The 14307-nt window shown below is 59.2% G+C and carries 17 protein-coding genes; 7 read left to right on the top strand and 10 right to left on the bottom strand.

All coding sequences use genetic code 11. The features are described from left to right. Positions 1–26: 26 nt before the first annotated feature. Together GGU46_RS03465 and GGU46_RS03470 are read left to right on the top strand one after the other, a co-directional pair. A complete protein-coding gene (locus GGU46_RS03465) occupies positions 27–929 on the top strand; it encodes a LysR substrate-binding domain-containing protein (RefSeq protein ID WP_183402148.1) in 903 nt (300 codons plus the stop codon). Between the two features lie 74 nt (positions 930–1003). Further along, positions 1004–2056 carry a YeiH family protein gene (locus GGU46_RS03470; protein ID WP_183402149.1) on the top strand — a complete coding sequence of 351 codons (1053 nt, stop codon included), beginning with the start codon at positions 1004–1006 and terminating at the stop codon, positions 2054–2056. Between the two features lie 85 nt (positions 2057–2141). Here GGU46_RS03470 and GGU46_RS03475 read toward each other — a convergent pair whose 3' ends face one another. After that, positions 2142–2327 carry a hypothetical protein gene (locus GGU46_RS03475; RefSeq protein WP_110976776.1) on the bottom strand — a complete coding sequence of 62 codons (186 nt, stop codon included), beginning with the start codon at positions 2325–2327 and terminating at the stop codon, positions 2142–2144. 147 nt (positions 2328–2474) lie between these two features. Here GGU46_RS03475 and GGU46_RS03480 point away from each other — a divergent pair, with 147 nt between their 5' ends. The 4 genes from GGU46_RS03480 (at position 2475) to GGU46_RS03495 (ending at position 5884) form a co-directional block, all read left to right on the top strand. Next, positions 2475–2720: a hypothetical protein gene (locus GGU46_RS03480; protein ID WP_183402150.1), complete on the top strand. Its 246-nt coding sequence runs from the start codon at positions 2475–2477 to the stop codon at positions 2718–2720. A 47-nt stretch (positions 2721–2767) separates the two neighbouring features. Then, positions 2768–3493 (top strand): hypothetical protein, encoded by a 726-nt coding sequence (locus GGU46_RS03485; protein ID WP_183402151.1) that lies wholly within the window; start codon positions 2768–2770, stop codon positions 3491–3493. Positions 3494–3522: 29 nt separating this feature from the next. Then, complete coding sequence (locus GGU46_RS03490) at positions 3523–4722, top strand: SHOCT domain-containing protein (RefSeq protein WP_183402152.1); 1200 nt, start codon at positions 3523–3525, stop codon at positions 4720–4722. Positions 4723–4834: 112 nt separating this feature from the next. Further along, positions 4835–5884 carry a DUF3089 domain-containing protein gene (locus tag GGU46_RS03495; RefSeq protein WP_183402153.1) on the top strand — a complete coding sequence of 350 codons (1050 nt, stop codon included), beginning with the start codon at positions 4835–4837 and terminating at the stop codon, positions 5882–5884. A gap of 101 nt (positions 5885–5985) precedes the next feature. Here GGU46_RS03495 and GGU46_RS03500 read toward each other — a convergent pair whose 3' ends face one another. The 7 genes from GGU46_RS03500 to rplM form a co-directional block, all read right to left on the bottom strand. Beyond that, positions 5986–6354, bottom strand: a complete 369-nt coding sequence (locus GGU46_RS03500; RefSeq protein ID WP_183402154.1) for a hypothetical protein — start codon at positions 6352–6354, stop codon at positions 5986–5988. A 54-nt stretch (positions 6355–6408) separates the two neighbouring features. Then, positions 6409–6831, bottom strand: coding sequence for a hypothetical protein (locus GGU46_RS03505; RefSeq protein WP_183402155.1), 423 nt, complete (start codon positions 6829–6831; stop codon positions 6409–6411). A gap of 152 nt (positions 6832–6983) precedes the next feature. Then, on the bottom strand, positions 6984–7697 hold the full coding sequence (locus GGU46_RS03510; RefSeq protein ID WP_183402156.1) for a carboxypeptidase-like regulatory domain-containing protein: 714 nt from the start codon (positions 7695–7697) through the stop codon (positions 6984–6986). Between the two features lie 403 nt (positions 7698–8100). After that, positions 8101–8940 (bottom strand): translation elongation factor Ts, encoded by an 840-nt coding sequence (tsf, locus tag GGU46_RS03515; protein WP_183402157.1) that lies wholly within the window; start codon positions 8938–8940, stop codon positions 8101–8103. A 142-nt stretch (positions 8941–9082) separates the two neighbouring features. Further along, the gene (gene rpsB, locus GGU46_RS03520; protein WP_183402158.1) at positions 9083–9850 is read right to left on the bottom strand and encodes a 30S ribosomal protein S2; all 768 of its coding nucleotides are present in this window, start codon (positions 9848–9850) and stop codon (positions 9083–9085) included. A 21-nt stretch (positions 9851–9871) separates the two neighbouring features. Beyond that, positions 9872–10258 (bottom strand): 30S ribosomal protein S9, encoded by a 387-nt coding sequence (gene rpsI / locus GGU46_RS03525; protein WP_110976786.1) that lies wholly within the window; start codon positions 10256–10258, stop codon positions 9872–9874. A 35-nt stretch (positions 10259–10293) separates the two neighbouring features. Beyond that, complete coding sequence (gene rplM / locus GGU46_RS03530; RefSeq protein WP_110976787.1) at positions 10294–10746, bottom strand: 50S ribosomal protein L13; 453 nt, start codon at positions 10744–10746, stop codon at positions 10294–10296. A gap of 170 nt (positions 10747–10916) precedes the next feature. Between rplM and GGU46_RS03535 the strand changes: the two genes are divergently transcribed. Then, positions 10917–12383 (top strand): hypothetical protein, encoded by a 1467-nt coding sequence (locus tag GGU46_RS03535; RefSeq protein WP_183402159.1) that lies wholly within the window; start codon positions 10917–10919, stop codon positions 12381–12383. A gap of 76 nt (positions 12384–12459) precedes the next feature. Here the strand turns inward: GGU46_RS03535 and GGU46_RS03540 are convergent, their stop codons facing one another. Further along, complete coding sequence (locus GGU46_RS03540; protein ID WP_183402160.1) at positions 12460–13173, bottom strand: RluA family pseudouridine synthase; 714 nt, start codon at positions 13171–13173, stop codon at positions 12460–12462. Between the two features lie 25 nt (positions 13174–13198). Continuing rightward, positions 13199–14281 (bottom strand): sensor histidine kinase, encoded by a 1083-nt coding sequence (locus tag GGU46_RS03545; protein ID WP_183402161.1) that lies wholly within the window; start codon positions 14279–14281, stop codon positions 13199–13201. Between the last annotated feature and the right edge of the window lie 26 nt (positions 14282–14307).

The raw sequence follows: 14307 nt of genomic DNA on the forward strand, positions 1-14307 counted from the left end.
TTCGCCCACCCCCGTACCTTGCATCTATGCCCGATTTTCGTTTGCGCGTTTTTCAGTCGGTGGCCCGGCACCTGAGCTTTACCAAGGCTGCGCAGGAGCTTTACATCACCCAGCCCGCCATTACCAAGCACATCCGGGAGCTGGAGCGCACCTACGGGCAGCGCCTGTTTGAGCGGCGCGGCAACCGCGTGAGCCTCACCCAGGCCGGCACCCTGCTCCTGGCCCACGCCGACGAAGTAGCTCAGCTGCACCAGCAGCTCACGGAGCAGCTGCACAACCTGCACGGCGAAGCGGCCGGCCGTCTGCGCCTGGGCGCCAGCACCACCCTTACCCAGTACGTGCTACCTGGTATTCTGCCCGGCTTCCAGAAACGCTACCCCCAGGTAGAGCTGACCCTGCTCAATGGCAACTCCGAGCAAATTGCCGAGGCCATCCTGAGCGGCCAGCTCGACCTCGGTTTCGTGGAGGGCCGCTCCAAAAGCCGCGACCTGCACTACGAGCCCCTGCTGGCCGATGAGCTGGTGGCGGTGCGCAAGGCCACCCCAGCCGGTGTGCCCCCCGAGCCCATGCCCCTAGCCGAGGTCGTGGCCCATCCGCTGGTGCTGCGGGAGCGGGGCTCGGGCACCCTGGAGGTGCTGGAATTTGCCCTGCGTGAGCGAAAAATCAAGCTTACCGACCTGCGCGTAGCCTTCTACTTCGACAACACCGAAGCCATCAAATCCTACCTCGAAGCCGCGCCCGAAGCCCTGGGGTTTGTGTCGAGGCGGGCCCTGGCGCGGGAGCTGGAGGCGGGTTTGCTGGAGATAGTGCCCATCCGGGACCTGCAGCTGCCGCGCAGCTTCGAGGCGCTGTGGGTGCAGGGCCAGCCCCTGTCCAGGGCGGCCGAGCGTTTTTTGCGCTACGCGCATCAGCAATATAACTTTAAGTAATACTAGATAACCATTTGGGATTATCATGGGGGTAGGGGCTCCCGTACTTTTGGCCAGCAGTACCCGCCCCGCCTATGAAAGTTACCCGCCCCTTCACCCACACCTCTGCTTTCGTTGATGCCCCCGCGCCGCATCCGCAGGCCTTGCACACCCCGCCTACTGTAGCGCCGGCCGGTGCTACCCCCGGTTTGGCGGCCAACCGCTCCGGGCACTTGCCTCAGGTGGTATTCGTCGTTTTGCTGGGTATCTGCCTTACGCCCTGGGCTTCGCCGCCAGTGGCTTTGGCGCTGGGCCTGGTGCTGGCTCAAACGGTGGGCAACCCGTTTCTGGCGCAAACCCGCAAGCTCACGGCCAAGCTGCTGCAGTACTCCGTTATCGGGCTGGGCTTTGGAATGAACGCGCAGGCCGCCGTGCAGGCGGGCCAGCAAGGGCTGTTGTTTACGGCGGCTTCCATTGCCGGCACTCTCGGGCTGGGCTACGTGGCCGGCCGCTGGCTGGGGCTGGGCCGCCACATCACCCACCTGATTTCCTGCGGCACGGCCATCTGCGGAGGCTCGGCCATTGCGGCGGTGGGGCCGGTGCTGCGGGCCAAGGAAGAGGAAATGTCGGTGGCGCTGGCTACGGTATTTGTGCTCAATGCTCTGGCTTTGTTTGCGTTTCCGGTGGTAGGGCACGCGCTCAGCCTGAGCCAGAACCAGTTCGGCCTGTGGTGCGCCATTGCCATTCATGATACCAGCTCCGTGGTAGGCGCTGCCGCCGCCTACGGCGAGCAGGCCCTGCAGGTAGCCACCACCGTGAAGCTGGCCCGCGCCCTCTGGATTGTTCCGGTGGCGCTCGGCACCGCCCTGGTATTTCGGCAGAAGGATGTAAAAGTCAAGATTCCTTACTTCATACTGGGCTTTATCGGGGCCATGCTCCTGAATACCTACGTGCCGGCTACGCACGTAGTAGCGCCCTACCTGGTGCAGCTGGCAAAGCTGGGCCTCACGGTTACCCTGTTCTTTATTGGGGCGGGCCTATCCATGCGGGCGGTGAAAGCCGTAGGGCCGAAGCCGTTTATCCTGGGCACCGGACTGTGGCTAGTGGTTTCCCTGGTTTCGCTCTACGCCATTCTGCATAGCCTGTAAGCGCCCTACCCCTTTCAGCAAGTAAAAGCCTCGATTCTGCTTAGGAACCGGGGCTTTTACTTGCTGGAAGGGGTAGGGGCAGCGGTTACTCGCCGGCCTTTTTGCGGCCCGAGCCGCTTTTCTTGCCGCCACCATCTTGCTTATTTACGGTGGCCCAGGCGCGCTTCTCGGCTTCTTCTTCCGAGAGGCCGCGCTTCTCGTAGCTTTCTTCAATGTGTTCAGCCTGCCGCTTTTGCTTGTCGGTGTAGGCCGATTTATCTCCCTGTGGCATAATGCAAGTGTGTTGAGGGTGAACGAATTAGGCTTCGTGCCTGAACCCGGTTTACGGGGGTCTTCTCAGGTAGTTATGCCGAGCTTACGCCCCGCAGTTGGCCGCTCCTGCCTATCTTCGCCCCTCGTTCATCAGTCCTCTCCCGCCATGCGTCAGCTCGCCATCATTCCGCACCCCGATGTCAAGATTACTCTCTTCAGCTGGAACGGTAAGTACCTGATTAAGCTGGAAAAAGGTCCTTTCGAGCAAACCTATAAGGTGAGTGAGCTGGACCTGACCGGGGAGGAAGATATTCACCTGCTCCTGGACCAGGAATTTGTGCAGGCAGCGGTGCAGCGGTTCGTGGGCATGCAGCAGGATCTGCAGGCGGCCTTCGACCGGCACGGTATCTGATAACGCCGCGCTCTGACCTCGTTTTTCCGTTTTTCTACTCCGTCTATATGAAACGATTTTTCGGTCTCGGGCTGGTGCTGGCCGCTTTTTGTGCGCCCCTGGCCGTGCGGGCCCAGCTCTACGACGCCCGCACGAGCAGCGTCAACTACGACAAGCACGAGCGGGACGCCGTGAAAGTGCAGGTAGAAGGCACCGCCCAGTGGACCCGCGACTTCTGGCAGGCCTGGCTGAAGGACACCTATAATATCAAGCTGAAAGGCTCCGGCGTGTTTGGAGTGGGCAAAAAGGACGTGCTGGAAGCCAGGCAGGTGCCCATGTCCAGCGTAACGGGCAAGCTGCTCGATTTGTATTCCACCGTCACCTCGCCGGCCGATACCGTTTCGGAGTTGTCGGTGTGGGCGGGGGTAGGGCCCGATTCATTTCTGTCGGCTTCGGGCACGCCCTCCGAGTTCAGCTCCCTGCGCACCATTACCCAGAACTTCGCCGCCGCCGCCCGCCTGAAAGCCTACCGCGAGCAGATTGCCGAAGCCGAAAAGCAGCTGGCGACGGCCGAGAAAGACAAGGAAAAGCTGGAAAAGGAGCGGGCCAGCCTGGCCGCCAACACCAAAGCGAACCTGGAGAAAATAGAGCAGTTGAAAAAGCAGAACGCCGACAACAAGCTAAAGGCCGCCGAAGACTCCGTCAAGCTCCTCGACAACGCTCGGCTTACCGAATTGCGTAAAGCGCAGGTAGAGCGCCGCCGCGCCCGCCTCACCAACCTCGACCGGAAGTAGCCCGCGCCGCCTTTCGGCAGCTTTTAGCCATGGAAAAAGACCCCTCTCCCCTCGACACCCTCCGGCAACTCAACGAGTGGCTGGAAAAAGGCCTCATCACGCCCCAAGAGTTCGACACGCTAAAGAAAAAGCTGCTTTTTGCTGATGCCGCGCCCGCACCGGCCGCCGTGGAGCCACCGGCGCCGCCTGTAGCGCCGACTCCCGTAGCGCCAACGCCCGTTCCACCGGCGGCGCCTACCCCTCCGGCTTCGGCCCACTTCCCCACGCCCCCGGCCACTACCAGCGGCCCCATTGAGGACCCCTTGCTGCCCCCGGTCACGTCGCGCCCCCTGCATACGCCCTACGTGGCCGAGCCGCCCGCGCCACCCGTAGCTACGCCGGGCCTTACGCATCCGCTGGAAGCCGGCCGGCCCGGCTCTTCGCCCTCCCGCGAGGATGCCTTCGTGCCCTCTAACCAGCCAGTAGGTGAGGAGCCACTAGAGGAAGTGGTAGAGGACGAGCCCTACGTGGCCCCGCCCAAAAGCCCGCTCGGCACCATTCTTATTGTGGGGGGCATTGTGGCCCTGCTGGCGCTGGTGGCCTACCTGATGTGGGGCAACCAAAGCTCCGAGCGGCTCACCAGCACTACTCTGACCGCCGCCGATTCGGTGGCCGCTACCCCGGAAGTCGGGCCGCAGTCGGAGCAGATTGAGCTGCCACCCGCCGCCGCTCCCGAAACCGTGCGTGTTGCTCCCGCCGTGCCGCCCGTTGTTGTCCCCACCGATACGGCCAGTCCCGCTACTACTGCCCCAGCAGAAGAGGCTGCCCCTGCCGCCCCGGCCGTAGATGAAAGCACCGCCCAAGCGCGCATTGAAAGCGTGCTGCAGAGCTACTACTCCGATTTGCAGGCGGCGCCCTTTTCGGCGGCTTCCTACTTTGCGCCCCGGGTAGAGCGGTTTTACCTGCAGCAGAACACCACGCCGGCCGCCATTACAGCCGAGCTGGAAAAGTCGCACTTCCCTGAGTTTTTGGAGGGGCAAACCACCATTGAGCCCGGTAGCCTGAAGGTGAGCCCCCCGGTAGCCGACGGCTCGCGGGTGGTTACGTTTATCGAAAAGAGCACCGCGCTGCGCCAGTCGCTGCAAAAGCGGCAGCAAACCACGGCCCAGGTGCGGGTCCGCTTCGACAAGAACTTCAAAATGGTGTACCTACGCCAGGAGCGCCTGCTGGAAAACACGTTTAGCGAGTAGGCCTCAAGCCGGTAGCGGTTCTACTCCGGCTCCCTGGTGCATCACTCACGCGCGCTGCCTGCAACCGGTGGTGCGCGTTGGTGTTTATTACCGTCGATTTCCTTTTAGCTGAATGCATACCCCCCTATTTCGTTTACCTCTGCTGGGAGCCTTGTTGGCGCTGGGCTCTTGCCTCACTGTTATCAAGCCCGGCAAAGACTTCGCGCGCGTGGCTACCCCGGAAGCGCCCGACTACCGCATGGAGGACAACTGGGCCGCCCTGCCTGACCGGCGCGACTCGGCCGATGCCGTGCCGCGCCACACCCGGCTGCGCAACCAGCAGCGCGACGCCCCCGTGGATGTGTTTTTCGTGCACCCTACGACCTACTACGGCCGGACCCAGTGGAACGCCAGCCTCACCGACGCGCGCGTAAATCATCTGACCGATGCCAGCACCATCCGGAAGCAGGCTTCCGCCTTTAACAGCACGGGCCGCATTTACGCCCCCCGCTACCGGCAGGCTACGCTGTTTTCCTTTTTTGATGAACACAGCACGAATGGCCAAGAGGCGCTGGCCGTGGCGTACAGCGACGTAAAAACGGCGTTTCAGTACTACCTCGACCACTACAACCAAGGTCGGCCCATCGTCATTGCCAGTCACAGCCAAGGCACCCACCACGCCACGCGGCTGCTGCGCGAGTTCTTCGACCAGGACCCGAAGTTGCGCCGACAGCTGGTAGCGGCCTACCTCATCGGCTTCAAGGTGCAGCCCGAGCAGTTCCAGGTGCTGCGCCCCTGCGACGACTCGACCCAAACGGGCTGCTACGTAGGCTGGAACACCGTGGAGTGGGGGCAGGAGTATCCGCCTTTCCAGGGAGGCGTGGCCGTAAATCCGCTCACCTGGACGCGCGACACAGCTACTGCCCCGGCCCGCCTCAACCTGGGCGGCGTGCCCTACAGCTTCGATGGAGTAGATAAACGCGTGGTAGATGCCAAGGTGCACAACGGCCTCGTCTGGATTCATCCTACCACCCGCCCCGGCTACCCCCGCTTCCTGCTGCCCGGCCGCCCCGAGCTGCGCCACTCCTTCCACATCGCCGACTACTCCTTGTTCTACTACAACATCCGCCAGAATGCCGAGGCCCGCGTCCGGTCCTACCGCATGCTCATGCACGGGGGGTAGGCTCTTGTGTACTGCGTAGCAGCGCAGTTAGTATGTATATAAAGTAAAAAACCCCACTAGTTTGGATACTAGCGGGGCTTTTTGCTGGTAAAGGCGGTTGCTTAGTTCAGGGCAGCCGTCTGGCCTTTCAGGATCTGGCGAGCCATGGCCAGGTTCGTGTCGCGGGAGTTTACGGCCAGGTAAATGAACTTGTCGCCGGTAGGGGAGAGCTTCAGCAGGTGCAGCTGGTCGGTCAGGGTCAGCAGGATGTCCTGGATGGTCTGGTCCAGCTTCAGAGCCGAAATAGCTTTCAGCTTCTGCTTTACTACCTCCGTGTTGTAAGCAGCGGCCGTTTCGGCGTCGAAGGCGGGCGTGTTGGAGTGGTGGGCCAGGGGCATGCCAGTTTCCGTTTCCACTACGGCTACGGCTACCAGAGAAGGTAGCTCCTTAAGAATGTTCTGAACAGCTTGTGCGGGCGTAAGAGTAGCCATGAGAAGGTGTGTTAAAAAAGTGTGTTAAAGCAGATAAAGAATGCAATGATTCACTTAGGCGGCACAGCGCCGCATTACTTCCCGAACCAAGGCCATGTTGGTATCGGCACTGCGCACGGCCACGTAGCATAGCCACCGCTGGTTGGCGGTAGTTCGGAGGCAGTGCAACTGGTCTTCCAGCAGCACCACCAAGTCCGTGAGTTGCTGATTTTCCAGCCAGGGCGCCAAAAGCATCCGGTGCGTAGTGCGAATCAGCTCCGCATTCCGGCTGCTAATTTTATAAAGGTCGAAGCTGGACTGGGTTGTGTACGCAACCAGGGTTTTGCCGGAGCTAATGTCTACCACAGCCGCCGCAATCAACTCAGGAAGCTCACCGAGCACGGAGCGGATAATGGTTTCGGCCTGCTCACGCTCGGGGCCCGTAGCATCTCCCGTAATTTTCTTCACCGCAACTTTGTGCAGAAAAGGAAGTCTCATAAAATAGCTACTGGGGTAGCAAAAGTGCAGTAGCCAGTGCCGGAGGCAGAAAGAGCTACCGCGCTATCTGCGGTAAAAAGTGCCGTATTCGGCAAAGCGGACTAGGTGTGTAGGAAAGCGAAGCAGGAAAGCCAACAGGCTTCGGCAAGTGGTTAGAAGAACAGCCAGCGTTTTTTGGCGGGCTTCATGTTCTGGGCGTTAGGCAGCAGGGTAACGTTTTCAGTCCGGCTGGTTTTCACCTTCAGCTCCTCCTCCTTATACCCGGCGTAGGCGTACTGCAGGGTAGCAGCCTCATGGGTAGCGGCGGGAACGCGCAACGTGTAATTGCCATTGGCGTCAGTGCTTACCCCCCGCCGGGTACCTTTCTGCCATACCGTGGCACCTACCAGCGGCCGGCCGTTTTCGTCGAGGATGCGGCCCCGCACGGAAACGGTGCGGTAGGCACTAGCTGCTCCGGCCTCGGCTGGCAACTCCAGCACATCCGTCATGCCAACGGGGGTATTGTCGGTGGGGGTGTTTTCAGTGGGGGTGTTTTCAGTGGGCAGGTTGGTGCCGGCAAATACGGCGGCGCTCATCAGGGCGCCAACTGCTACCATACCAGCGGCCCGGCGACGGAAACGCTCGGGCTCCGTCCGGATCAGGTCAAACTGCCGCTGCACCCAGCCCACCGGCTTTACCGTGTGGCCCTTACTGCGCAGCTCATAAAACCGGCTCAGGGTTTCATCAGCGGTGTCTTTGTTGCTTTTCAGGTAAGCGTCCACCAACTCAGTATTCGCACTGGATAAGTCGCCCCGCAAATAAGCGTCGCGGTAAGCCGGTAGCAGTTCCCCGGTGGCAGGATGGAAAGGTAGAGCGCTGAGTTTCATATTGGGAAATTTGGTGAATGGTAGTGCACAAACATTCTTCGCCAGAGAACAAAGGTGTTAAAGAACTCCCTTGTGTAATTGGATTAGTGCAATTAACGTTGCGCGTTTTCGATGAAATTAGCATTAACTGGGGTTGAATTATATAAATAGCCGGTTGAATATATATATTCCCATAATAAGAAAATGCTATAATATAGTAATAATTATATTATTTATTTATTAAGTGATACCATGTTATGGATTTAATATATATATATGCTAATAAATGAGAAATTGAGATGAGAAATATTGGCAGCGTCCTATTACGGTTGAGCTTCTTTGGGGGATATTTAACTGCATAAAACAAAAAAGCTCACCGGCACGCCGGTGAGCTTTCTGCAAAACAGAAGGAATTCAAATTAGCCTAGCCTACGATGGCCACGCGTTTGAAGTCCGAAATGGTGAGACCCTTCTGGGTCTTGTCAAGCAGCTGAGAAATGGTCACCGAGTTGTCCTTCACGAACTCTTGGTTGAGCAGGGTATTCTCTTTGTAGAATTTGTTCAGCTTGCCTTGCGCAATCTTCTCCAGCATAGCTTCCGGCTTGCCTTCGGCGCGCGCCTGGTCTTTACCGATTTCGATTTCACGCTCGATGGTAGCAGCATCCACGCCGTCTTTGTCGAGGGCAACGGGCTTCATGGCTACAATCTGCATAGCTACGTCGCGGCCTACCGAGGCTACGTCGGCGCCGCCTACGTTCTTCAGGGCTACCAGTACGCCTTTCTTGTTATCCGAGTGGATGTAAGAGGCTACGCGCTCGGCCGTTACGTTTTCGTAAGCAACCACGTCTAGCTTCTCACCAATTTTGCCCATCAGGTCGGTGATGTGCTCCTGCAGGGAGCGGCCATCTTCCTGAGCGGCGGCCAGCAACTCTTCTTTCGAAGCAGCGTTGGTTTTCACGGCCGTAGCCAAGATCTGCTGCGCGAGGTTTTTGAAGTCTTCTACTTTCGCAACGGGCTCCGTTTCGCAGGCCAGGGCAATCAGCTTGCCGTTGGTGCCATCTTCGCTAACGGCGGCCAGCACGAGGCCTTCCGAAGTAGTGTTTTCCGAACGCTTGTCGGCAATTTTCTGGCCTTGCTTACGCAGGATGTCGCGAGCGGCTTCGAAGTCGCCGTTCGCTTCGGTCAGAGCTTTTTTGCAATCCATCATGCCCGCACCGGTCATGGTGCGCAGCTTGTTCACGTCTGCGGCGGTAATTGCTGCCATTGTTGTGAGTTATATGAGGTTGAGAGGGTTTTCTGAGTTGCGCTACTGCCTTTGTCGCCAGGGCGGGGGTAGTAGTTATAGAAAAAGGGAACACCGGAGCCGAGTGCTTCGCATGTTCCCTTTTCCTTAGAGGGCAGCTAGCCTATTCGTCGGCGTTCTGCTTCTCCTGAATGCCTTCTTCTTCGGCTTGCTTCTTGTCGGCATCTTCTTTGTCGACTTTCCGCTCCGACAGACCATCTTCGATAGCCTTACCCATTACGCTTACAATCAGCTGGATAGACTTCGAGGCGTCGTCGTTGGCCGGGATGGGGAACTGAACCAGCTCGGGGTTCGAGTTCGTGTCGCAGATAGCGAATACCGGAATACCCAGTTTCTGCGCTTCTTTCACGGCAATGTGCTCGCGCTTCACGTCCACTACGAACAGCGCGGCGGGCAGGCGGCTCAGGTCGGCAATACCGCCCAGAACACGCTCCAGCTTCTCCCGCTCACGGGTCAGCATCAGACGCTCACGCTTAGCCAGGGCCGCGTACGCCGTGTTTTCCTTCACCATCTTGTCGATGGTGCTCATCTTCTTCAGCGACTTGCGAACGGTGGTGAAGTTGGTGAGCATGCCGCCCAGCCAACGGTCCGTTACGAAAGGCATTTTCAGGCGCTTCGCTTCTTCCGTTACAATTTCCTGCGCCTGCTTCTTGGTTGCTACGAACATCACCTTGCGGCCGCTCTTCGCAATGTTGCGGATGGCAGCAGCAGCCTGGTCCAGCGAAACCAGCGTTTTGTTCAGGTCGATAATATGGATGCCGTTCTTCTCCATGAAGATGTACGGCGCCATTTTCGGATCCCACTTGCGCGTAAGGTGACCAAAGTGGGCACCAGCGTCAAGCAGTTCTTTATAAGTGGTGGTCTGAGCCATGATAAGGGTTCCTCTGGAAGATTAGCGTTTCGAGAACTGGAACGAACGACGAGCTTTGCGCTTACCGAATTTCTTACGTTCCACCATGCGCGGGTCGCGGGTCAGGAAGCCTTCTTTCTTCAGCGCGGGGCGAACCTCCGCGTTGTCGCCTACGAGGGCTTTCGAGATGGCCAGACGGATAGCTTCGGCCTGAGCCGAAATGCCGCCACCGCGCACGTTTACCTTAATGTCGTACTGACCGACTTGCTCGATCGTCGCCAGAGGCTGGTTCACGATGTTTTCCAGGAGTTCGTTGGCGAAGTACGCCTTGATGTCCCGGCCGTTGATAGTGATATTCCCTTGCCCGGCCTGCATGTAGATGCGGGCCACCGAGGTTTTTCTTCTACCAGAGGTATTGGAGATTTCCATTAAGTGAAGAAGTTAAAGAGGGGCCGAAATTCGGCTTAGAGATTCGTCAGAGAAACAGCTTTGGGCTGCTGAGCTTCGTGGGGGTGGGTAGCGCCGGCATATACGAACAGGTTCCGGAATTGCTCTGCGCCCAGCTTGTTGCCTTGCAGCATACCCCGTACAGCGTGCTCAATCACGCGGGTCGAGTCCTTGGCTTTCTTGTCGCGCAGGTTGATGCGCTTCTGACCGCCGGGGTAGCCCGAGTGGGTGATGTAGATTTTGTCGGTCATCTTTTTGCCGGTCACGCGCAGGTTGTCGGCGTTGATGACGATGACGTTGTCGCCACAATCCGAGTTGGGCGTGAAGGAGGGCTTGTGCTTGCCACGCAGCATGTTGGCAATTTGGCTGGCCAGACGACCCAGGGTAGCGTCGGCGGCGTCAACCACAACCCAGCCCTTGTTGGCGTTGGCTTTGTTGACGGATACCGTCTTGAAGCTCAGATGATCCATTGGGGAGGAGGATAAGCGTTTGAAAATGAAGAAGAAGCCGAACAGGGTTCGGGGAAAACGGACACAAAGTTACCGTCTTTCCCCGAATATTCAAGCCAGTGGCTAATTATTGTCTCTGAAACACTTGACCGATGGCCTCCCCGCCGCCGCTGCGTACTTTTACGCTACTTATGCTACCCCCTGCCTTCTCGCCGGCACCTGCTGGCCCGCTCCCCGCTAACCGCCGCGCCTACGCGCTGCTGCTTGCCCTGTTTCTGCTCTCGGTGCTCATGTGCTTTATTACCGAAGGTACCTACGACTCCGGCGACAGCATCAACCATTACCTCTTCGCTCGGTACGCTTTCGAGCATCCCATCAATTTTCTGGAATCGTGGTCGAAACCGCTGGTGGTGGAGCTAATGGCTCTGCCGGCGCAGCTGGGCCTGCGGGCCGTAATGGTGCTGCAGTGCGTGCTGGTGGCCGCTGCGGCCTGGCTGGCGTATGGGGCGGCTCGTGCGCTGCGCCTGCCGTGGCCGTGGCTGGCTATTCTGTTTTGCTACGCCTCCCCGGATTATTTCCGCATCCAGTTCTCGGGCCTGACGGAGCCGACTTTCGCGTTGGTGCTGATGGCCGGGGTAGCCCTGGTGCTGCAAGGGCGGGTGAGCCTGGGGGCTGCCATCGTGTCCTTTCTGCCATTCGCCCGGTCCGAAGGCTTTATTCTGCTGGGCTTATTTGGCTTGTATCTGCTGCTGAGCCGCCACTGGCGGGCCCTGCCGTGGCTGGGGTTGGGCTTTGTGGTGTATGGCGTGGCCGGGCTGTTTGTGTACCAGGATTTCCTGTGGGTGTTCACGCACAATGCCTACCCCACCCGAAATGAAAACTACGGCCATGGGCAGTGGCCGCACTTTATTTTGAGTTTGCCCGGCACTATTGGCTGGGTATTGTACGCGCTGTTCTGGATTGGCGGATTCCGGATGCTATGGGAATGGAGTAAGCCAACGGCACGGCTGCGGCCAGAGAAGTTCACGGCCGAGCTGCTGCTGGTGTACGGCAACGTGGTGGTATTTATCGGGGCCCATACCATTTTCTGGACCTTCGGCATTTTTGGGTCCTTTGGCCTGACGCGGGTGTTGTGCTGCGTAGTGCCGTTAATAAGCCTGATTGCCCTGCGGGGGGTAGCAACGCTGGCCGGGTTGGCCCGCTCGGAGCAGGCGCGCCACCGCATCCGGGTAGTGCTGGCAGTGGCGGTGGTCGGTTTGGTGTTTAGTGGGATGCGGGCCGGGCTTCGGTGGGAGCGGGACTTTGGCAGAGCTTCCGACCAGATTCTGGCCGACGAAGCAGCCACGTGGGCACTACGCCAGGGGCGCCCGCCCCACGTAGTTTTTCAGCATCCTTACTTTGCCCTCCCCCTGCAGACCGACCCATTCGGTCCGCAGTACAGCCACATACCAGCCGTGCGTGAAAAAAGCTGGCCTCTGCCCGTTGGCACGCTGGTGTTCTGGGATGAATGGTACGCTGTGCTGGAAGGGCAGGTGCCCCTGAATGATCTGCGCAACGACCCACAGTATCGGCTGCGCTGGCAGCGGGCCATGCCCCGCAACCGCCGCAAACCCACCGCCGATTCGGTACGCATGGCCATCTTCGAGAAGGTTCAGTAGCGACCGGGCTTACCAGCCAGCACAAAAAAGGACGACCTATGGGAAGGTCGTCCTTTTTTGTGCTGGGCTGGTGGGGCTACTGGTATTGCCGCAGCGTTTCTACCAATACCCGAAAATCCTTGGGGTAGGGGGCTTCAATGCTTACCTGCTCCCCGTTCATTTTGGCAAAGGTGAGCTGAGCCGCGTGCAAGGCAAAGCGCTTGATGAAGGGCTGCTCATCCTCGCCCTGCTTCATGTTGAACTTCCGCTTGAGCGACGACAAGTAAAAATCGTCGCCGCCGTACATACCGTCACCTACAATAGGAGCCTGCAGGTAGGCCAGGTGCAGCCGGATCTGGTGCATGCGGCCCGTGATGGGCTGGCACTCTACCAGGGTGTGGCGGGCAAAGGCCTCCAGGGTGCGGACCAGCGTCACGGCCGGCTTGCCTTTGTAGGCCAGGCGGGCTTTCCCCTTGGTGGTGGTTTCAATGCTGCGGTCCACGCGCAGGCCGTCGTACTGGTGCACGCCCCAGGCTACGGCATGGTACACCTTTTTCACCTCGCGGTTCTCGAACTGCATGGCCAGGTGCCGGTAAGCCGCCGGGTTTTTGGCCAGGGCCAGCGCGCCGCTGGTTTCCTTATCGAGGCGGTGGCAGGCCTGAATATCATCGTAGTGTTCCCGCGCCAGGCGCAGGATGTTGGGCGCCCCGCCAAACCGCTCGTCGAGGGTGGCCAGAAAGGGGGGCTTGTTGATGATGACGAAGTCCTCGTCCTCAAACAGAATCAGGTCGGTGAAATTGGGCAGCTTCATAAAGAGCTGCAAAGGTACTTACTTCTTACGTGGCATCGGTAGCCGGGGCCACGGCAGCGGCACGGGGCCGGGGTAACTTAAACTCCAGGGTAGTACCCTGGCCTACCTCACTGCGGACCCGGATGGTGGATTTGTGCGCTTCCACGATGTGCTTGCTGATGGCCAGTCCCAGCCCGGAGCCGCCCGCTTCCCTTGACTCGCGGGTGCGGCTCTTGTCAATGCGGTAGAAACGCTCGAAAATCCGGCTCTGGTGCTGCTTCGGAATGCCCTCGCCGTCGTCCTGCACACTGATGCGCAGAGCTTTCCCGCTTTCCGCTAAAGCTACCGTTACGTGGCCGTTCTCGCGGCCGTACTTGATGGCGTTGTCAATCAGGTTAATCAGCACCTGCCGGATGCGGTTACGGTCCGCCACCACCCACGCGCTATTGCCCGGCACAGGCGCCAGTTCCAGGGTAACGCGCCGGCGGGAGGCTTTCAGCTCCAGCTGCTCGAAAATGTCAAGCACCAGCCGGGCAATATCAAAGGGTTGGCGGCGCATGCGCACTACCCCCTTCTCCAGCTGAGAAATGGTTACAAGGTCCTGCACCAGTAAGTCCAGCGCGTCTAGGCTGGCGGCGGCTTTCTGCAGAAATTTCTTGCGGGTGAATTCGTCGGTGTCGTCGTCATCCAGAATGGTGTGCACAAAGCCCTGCGCCGCGAAAATGGGTGTTTTTAGCTCGTGCGATACGTCGGCCAGAAACTCGCGGCGCAGCACCTGCAGGCGCTTCAGCTCATCAATTTCCTGCTGCTTGCGCTGGGCCATATCCAGAATTTCGTCGCGCATGCGCTTGAGCGGCTCCGGCCGGAACAGAAACTTGTTCGACATGCGCCGCAGCTCCTTGCGCTTGATGTGCTCCAGCCCCTCGTAGATGTTGTTGATTTCCCGAAAGATCAGGGCCTCAAACATCAGGTACAGCAGCAGAAAACAAGCCGCCACTGTAATGCCCGCAGCCAGCACCCCTTCCCGCAGGGAGAGGGTAGGCGCTACCCAGGCTAGTGCGGTCAGGACGGCCGCTACCAGCAAGGACAGGATAATGGCAATGACGCGGGAGGAAACAGTAAACCGCATGGGAGGTAATTAGCAATTAATAGTTA

Source organism: Hymenobacter latericoloratus (genome assembly GCF_014199535.1).
Lineage (GTDB): Bacteria > Bacteroidota > Bacteroidia > Cytophagales > Hymenobacteraceae > Hymenobacter > Hymenobacter latericoloratus.

What these genes read in the sequence shown, in the direction of transcription:
- tsf (WP_183402157.1), bottom strand. Translation starts at nt 8,940, where the DNA reads ATGGCAGCAATTACCGCCGCAGACGTGAACAAGCTGCGCACCATGACC.
- GGU46_RS03490 (WP_183402152.1), top strand. Translation starts at nt 3,523, where the DNA reads ATGGAAAAAGACCCCTCTCCCCTCGACACCCTCCGGCAACTCAACGAG.
- GGU46_RS03470 (WP_183402149.1), top strand. Translation starts at nt 1,004, where the DNA reads ATGAAAGTTACCCGCCCCTTCACCCACACCTCTGCTTTCGTTGATGCC.
- GGU46_RS03510 (WP_183402156.1), bottom strand. Translation starts at nt 7,697, where the DNA reads ATGAAACTCAGCGCTCTACCTTTCCATCCTGCCACCGGGGAACTGCTA.
- GGU46_RS03535 (WP_183402159.1), top strand. Translation starts at nt 10,917, where the DNA reads ATGCTACCCCCTGCCTTCTCGCCGGCACCTGCTGGCCCGCTCCCCGCT.
- GGU46_RS03505 (WP_183402155.1), bottom strand. Translation starts at nt 6,831, where the DNA reads ATGAGACTTCCTTTTCTGCACAAAGTTGCGGTGAAGAAAATTACGGGA.
- GGU46_RS03480 (WP_183402150.1), top strand. Translation starts at nt 2,475, where the DNA reads ATGCGTCAGCTCGCCATCATTCCGCACCCCGATGTCAAGATTACTCTC.
- GGU46_RS03465 (WP_183402148.1), top strand. Translation starts at nt 27, where the DNA reads ATGCCCGATTTTCGTTTGCGCGTTTTTCAGTCGGTGGCCCGGCACCTG.
- GGU46_RS03500 (WP_183402154.1), bottom strand. Translation starts at nt 6,354, where the DNA reads ATGGCTACTCTTACGCCCGCACAAGCTGTTCAGAACATTCTTAAGGAG.
- rplM (WP_110976787.1), bottom strand. Translation starts at nt 10,746, where the DNA reads ATGGATCATCTGAGCTTCAAGACGGTATCCGTCAACAAAGCCAACGCC.
- GGU46_RS03540 (WP_183402160.1), bottom strand. Translation starts at nt 13,173, where the DNA reads ATGAAGCTGCCCAATTTCACCGACCTGATTCTGTTTGAGGACGAGGAC.
- rpsI (WP_110976786.1), bottom strand. Translation starts at nt 10,258, where the DNA reads ATGGAAATCTCCAATACCTCTGGTAGAAGAAAAACCTCGGTGGCCCGC.
- rpsB (WP_183402158.1), bottom strand. Translation starts at nt 9,850, where the DNA reads ATGGCTCAGACCACCACTTATAAAGAACTGCTTGACGCTGGTGCCCAC.
- GGU46_RS03475 (WP_110976776.1), bottom strand. Translation starts at nt 2,327, where the DNA reads ATGCCACAGGGAGATAAATCGGCCTACACCGACAAGCAAAAGCGGCAG.
- GGU46_RS03495 (WP_183402153.1), top strand. Translation starts at nt 4,835, where the DNA reads ATGCATACCCCCCTATTTCGTTTACCTCTGCTGGGAGCCTTGTTGGCG.
- GGU46_RS03485 (WP_183402151.1), top strand. Translation starts at nt 2,768, where the DNA reads ATGAAACGATTTTTCGGTCTCGGGCTGGTGCTGGCCGCTTTTTGTGCG.
- GGU46_RS03545 (WP_183402161.1), bottom strand. Translation starts at nt 14,281, where the DNA reads ATGCGGTTTACTGTTTCCTCCCGCGTCATTGCCATTATCCTGTCCTTG.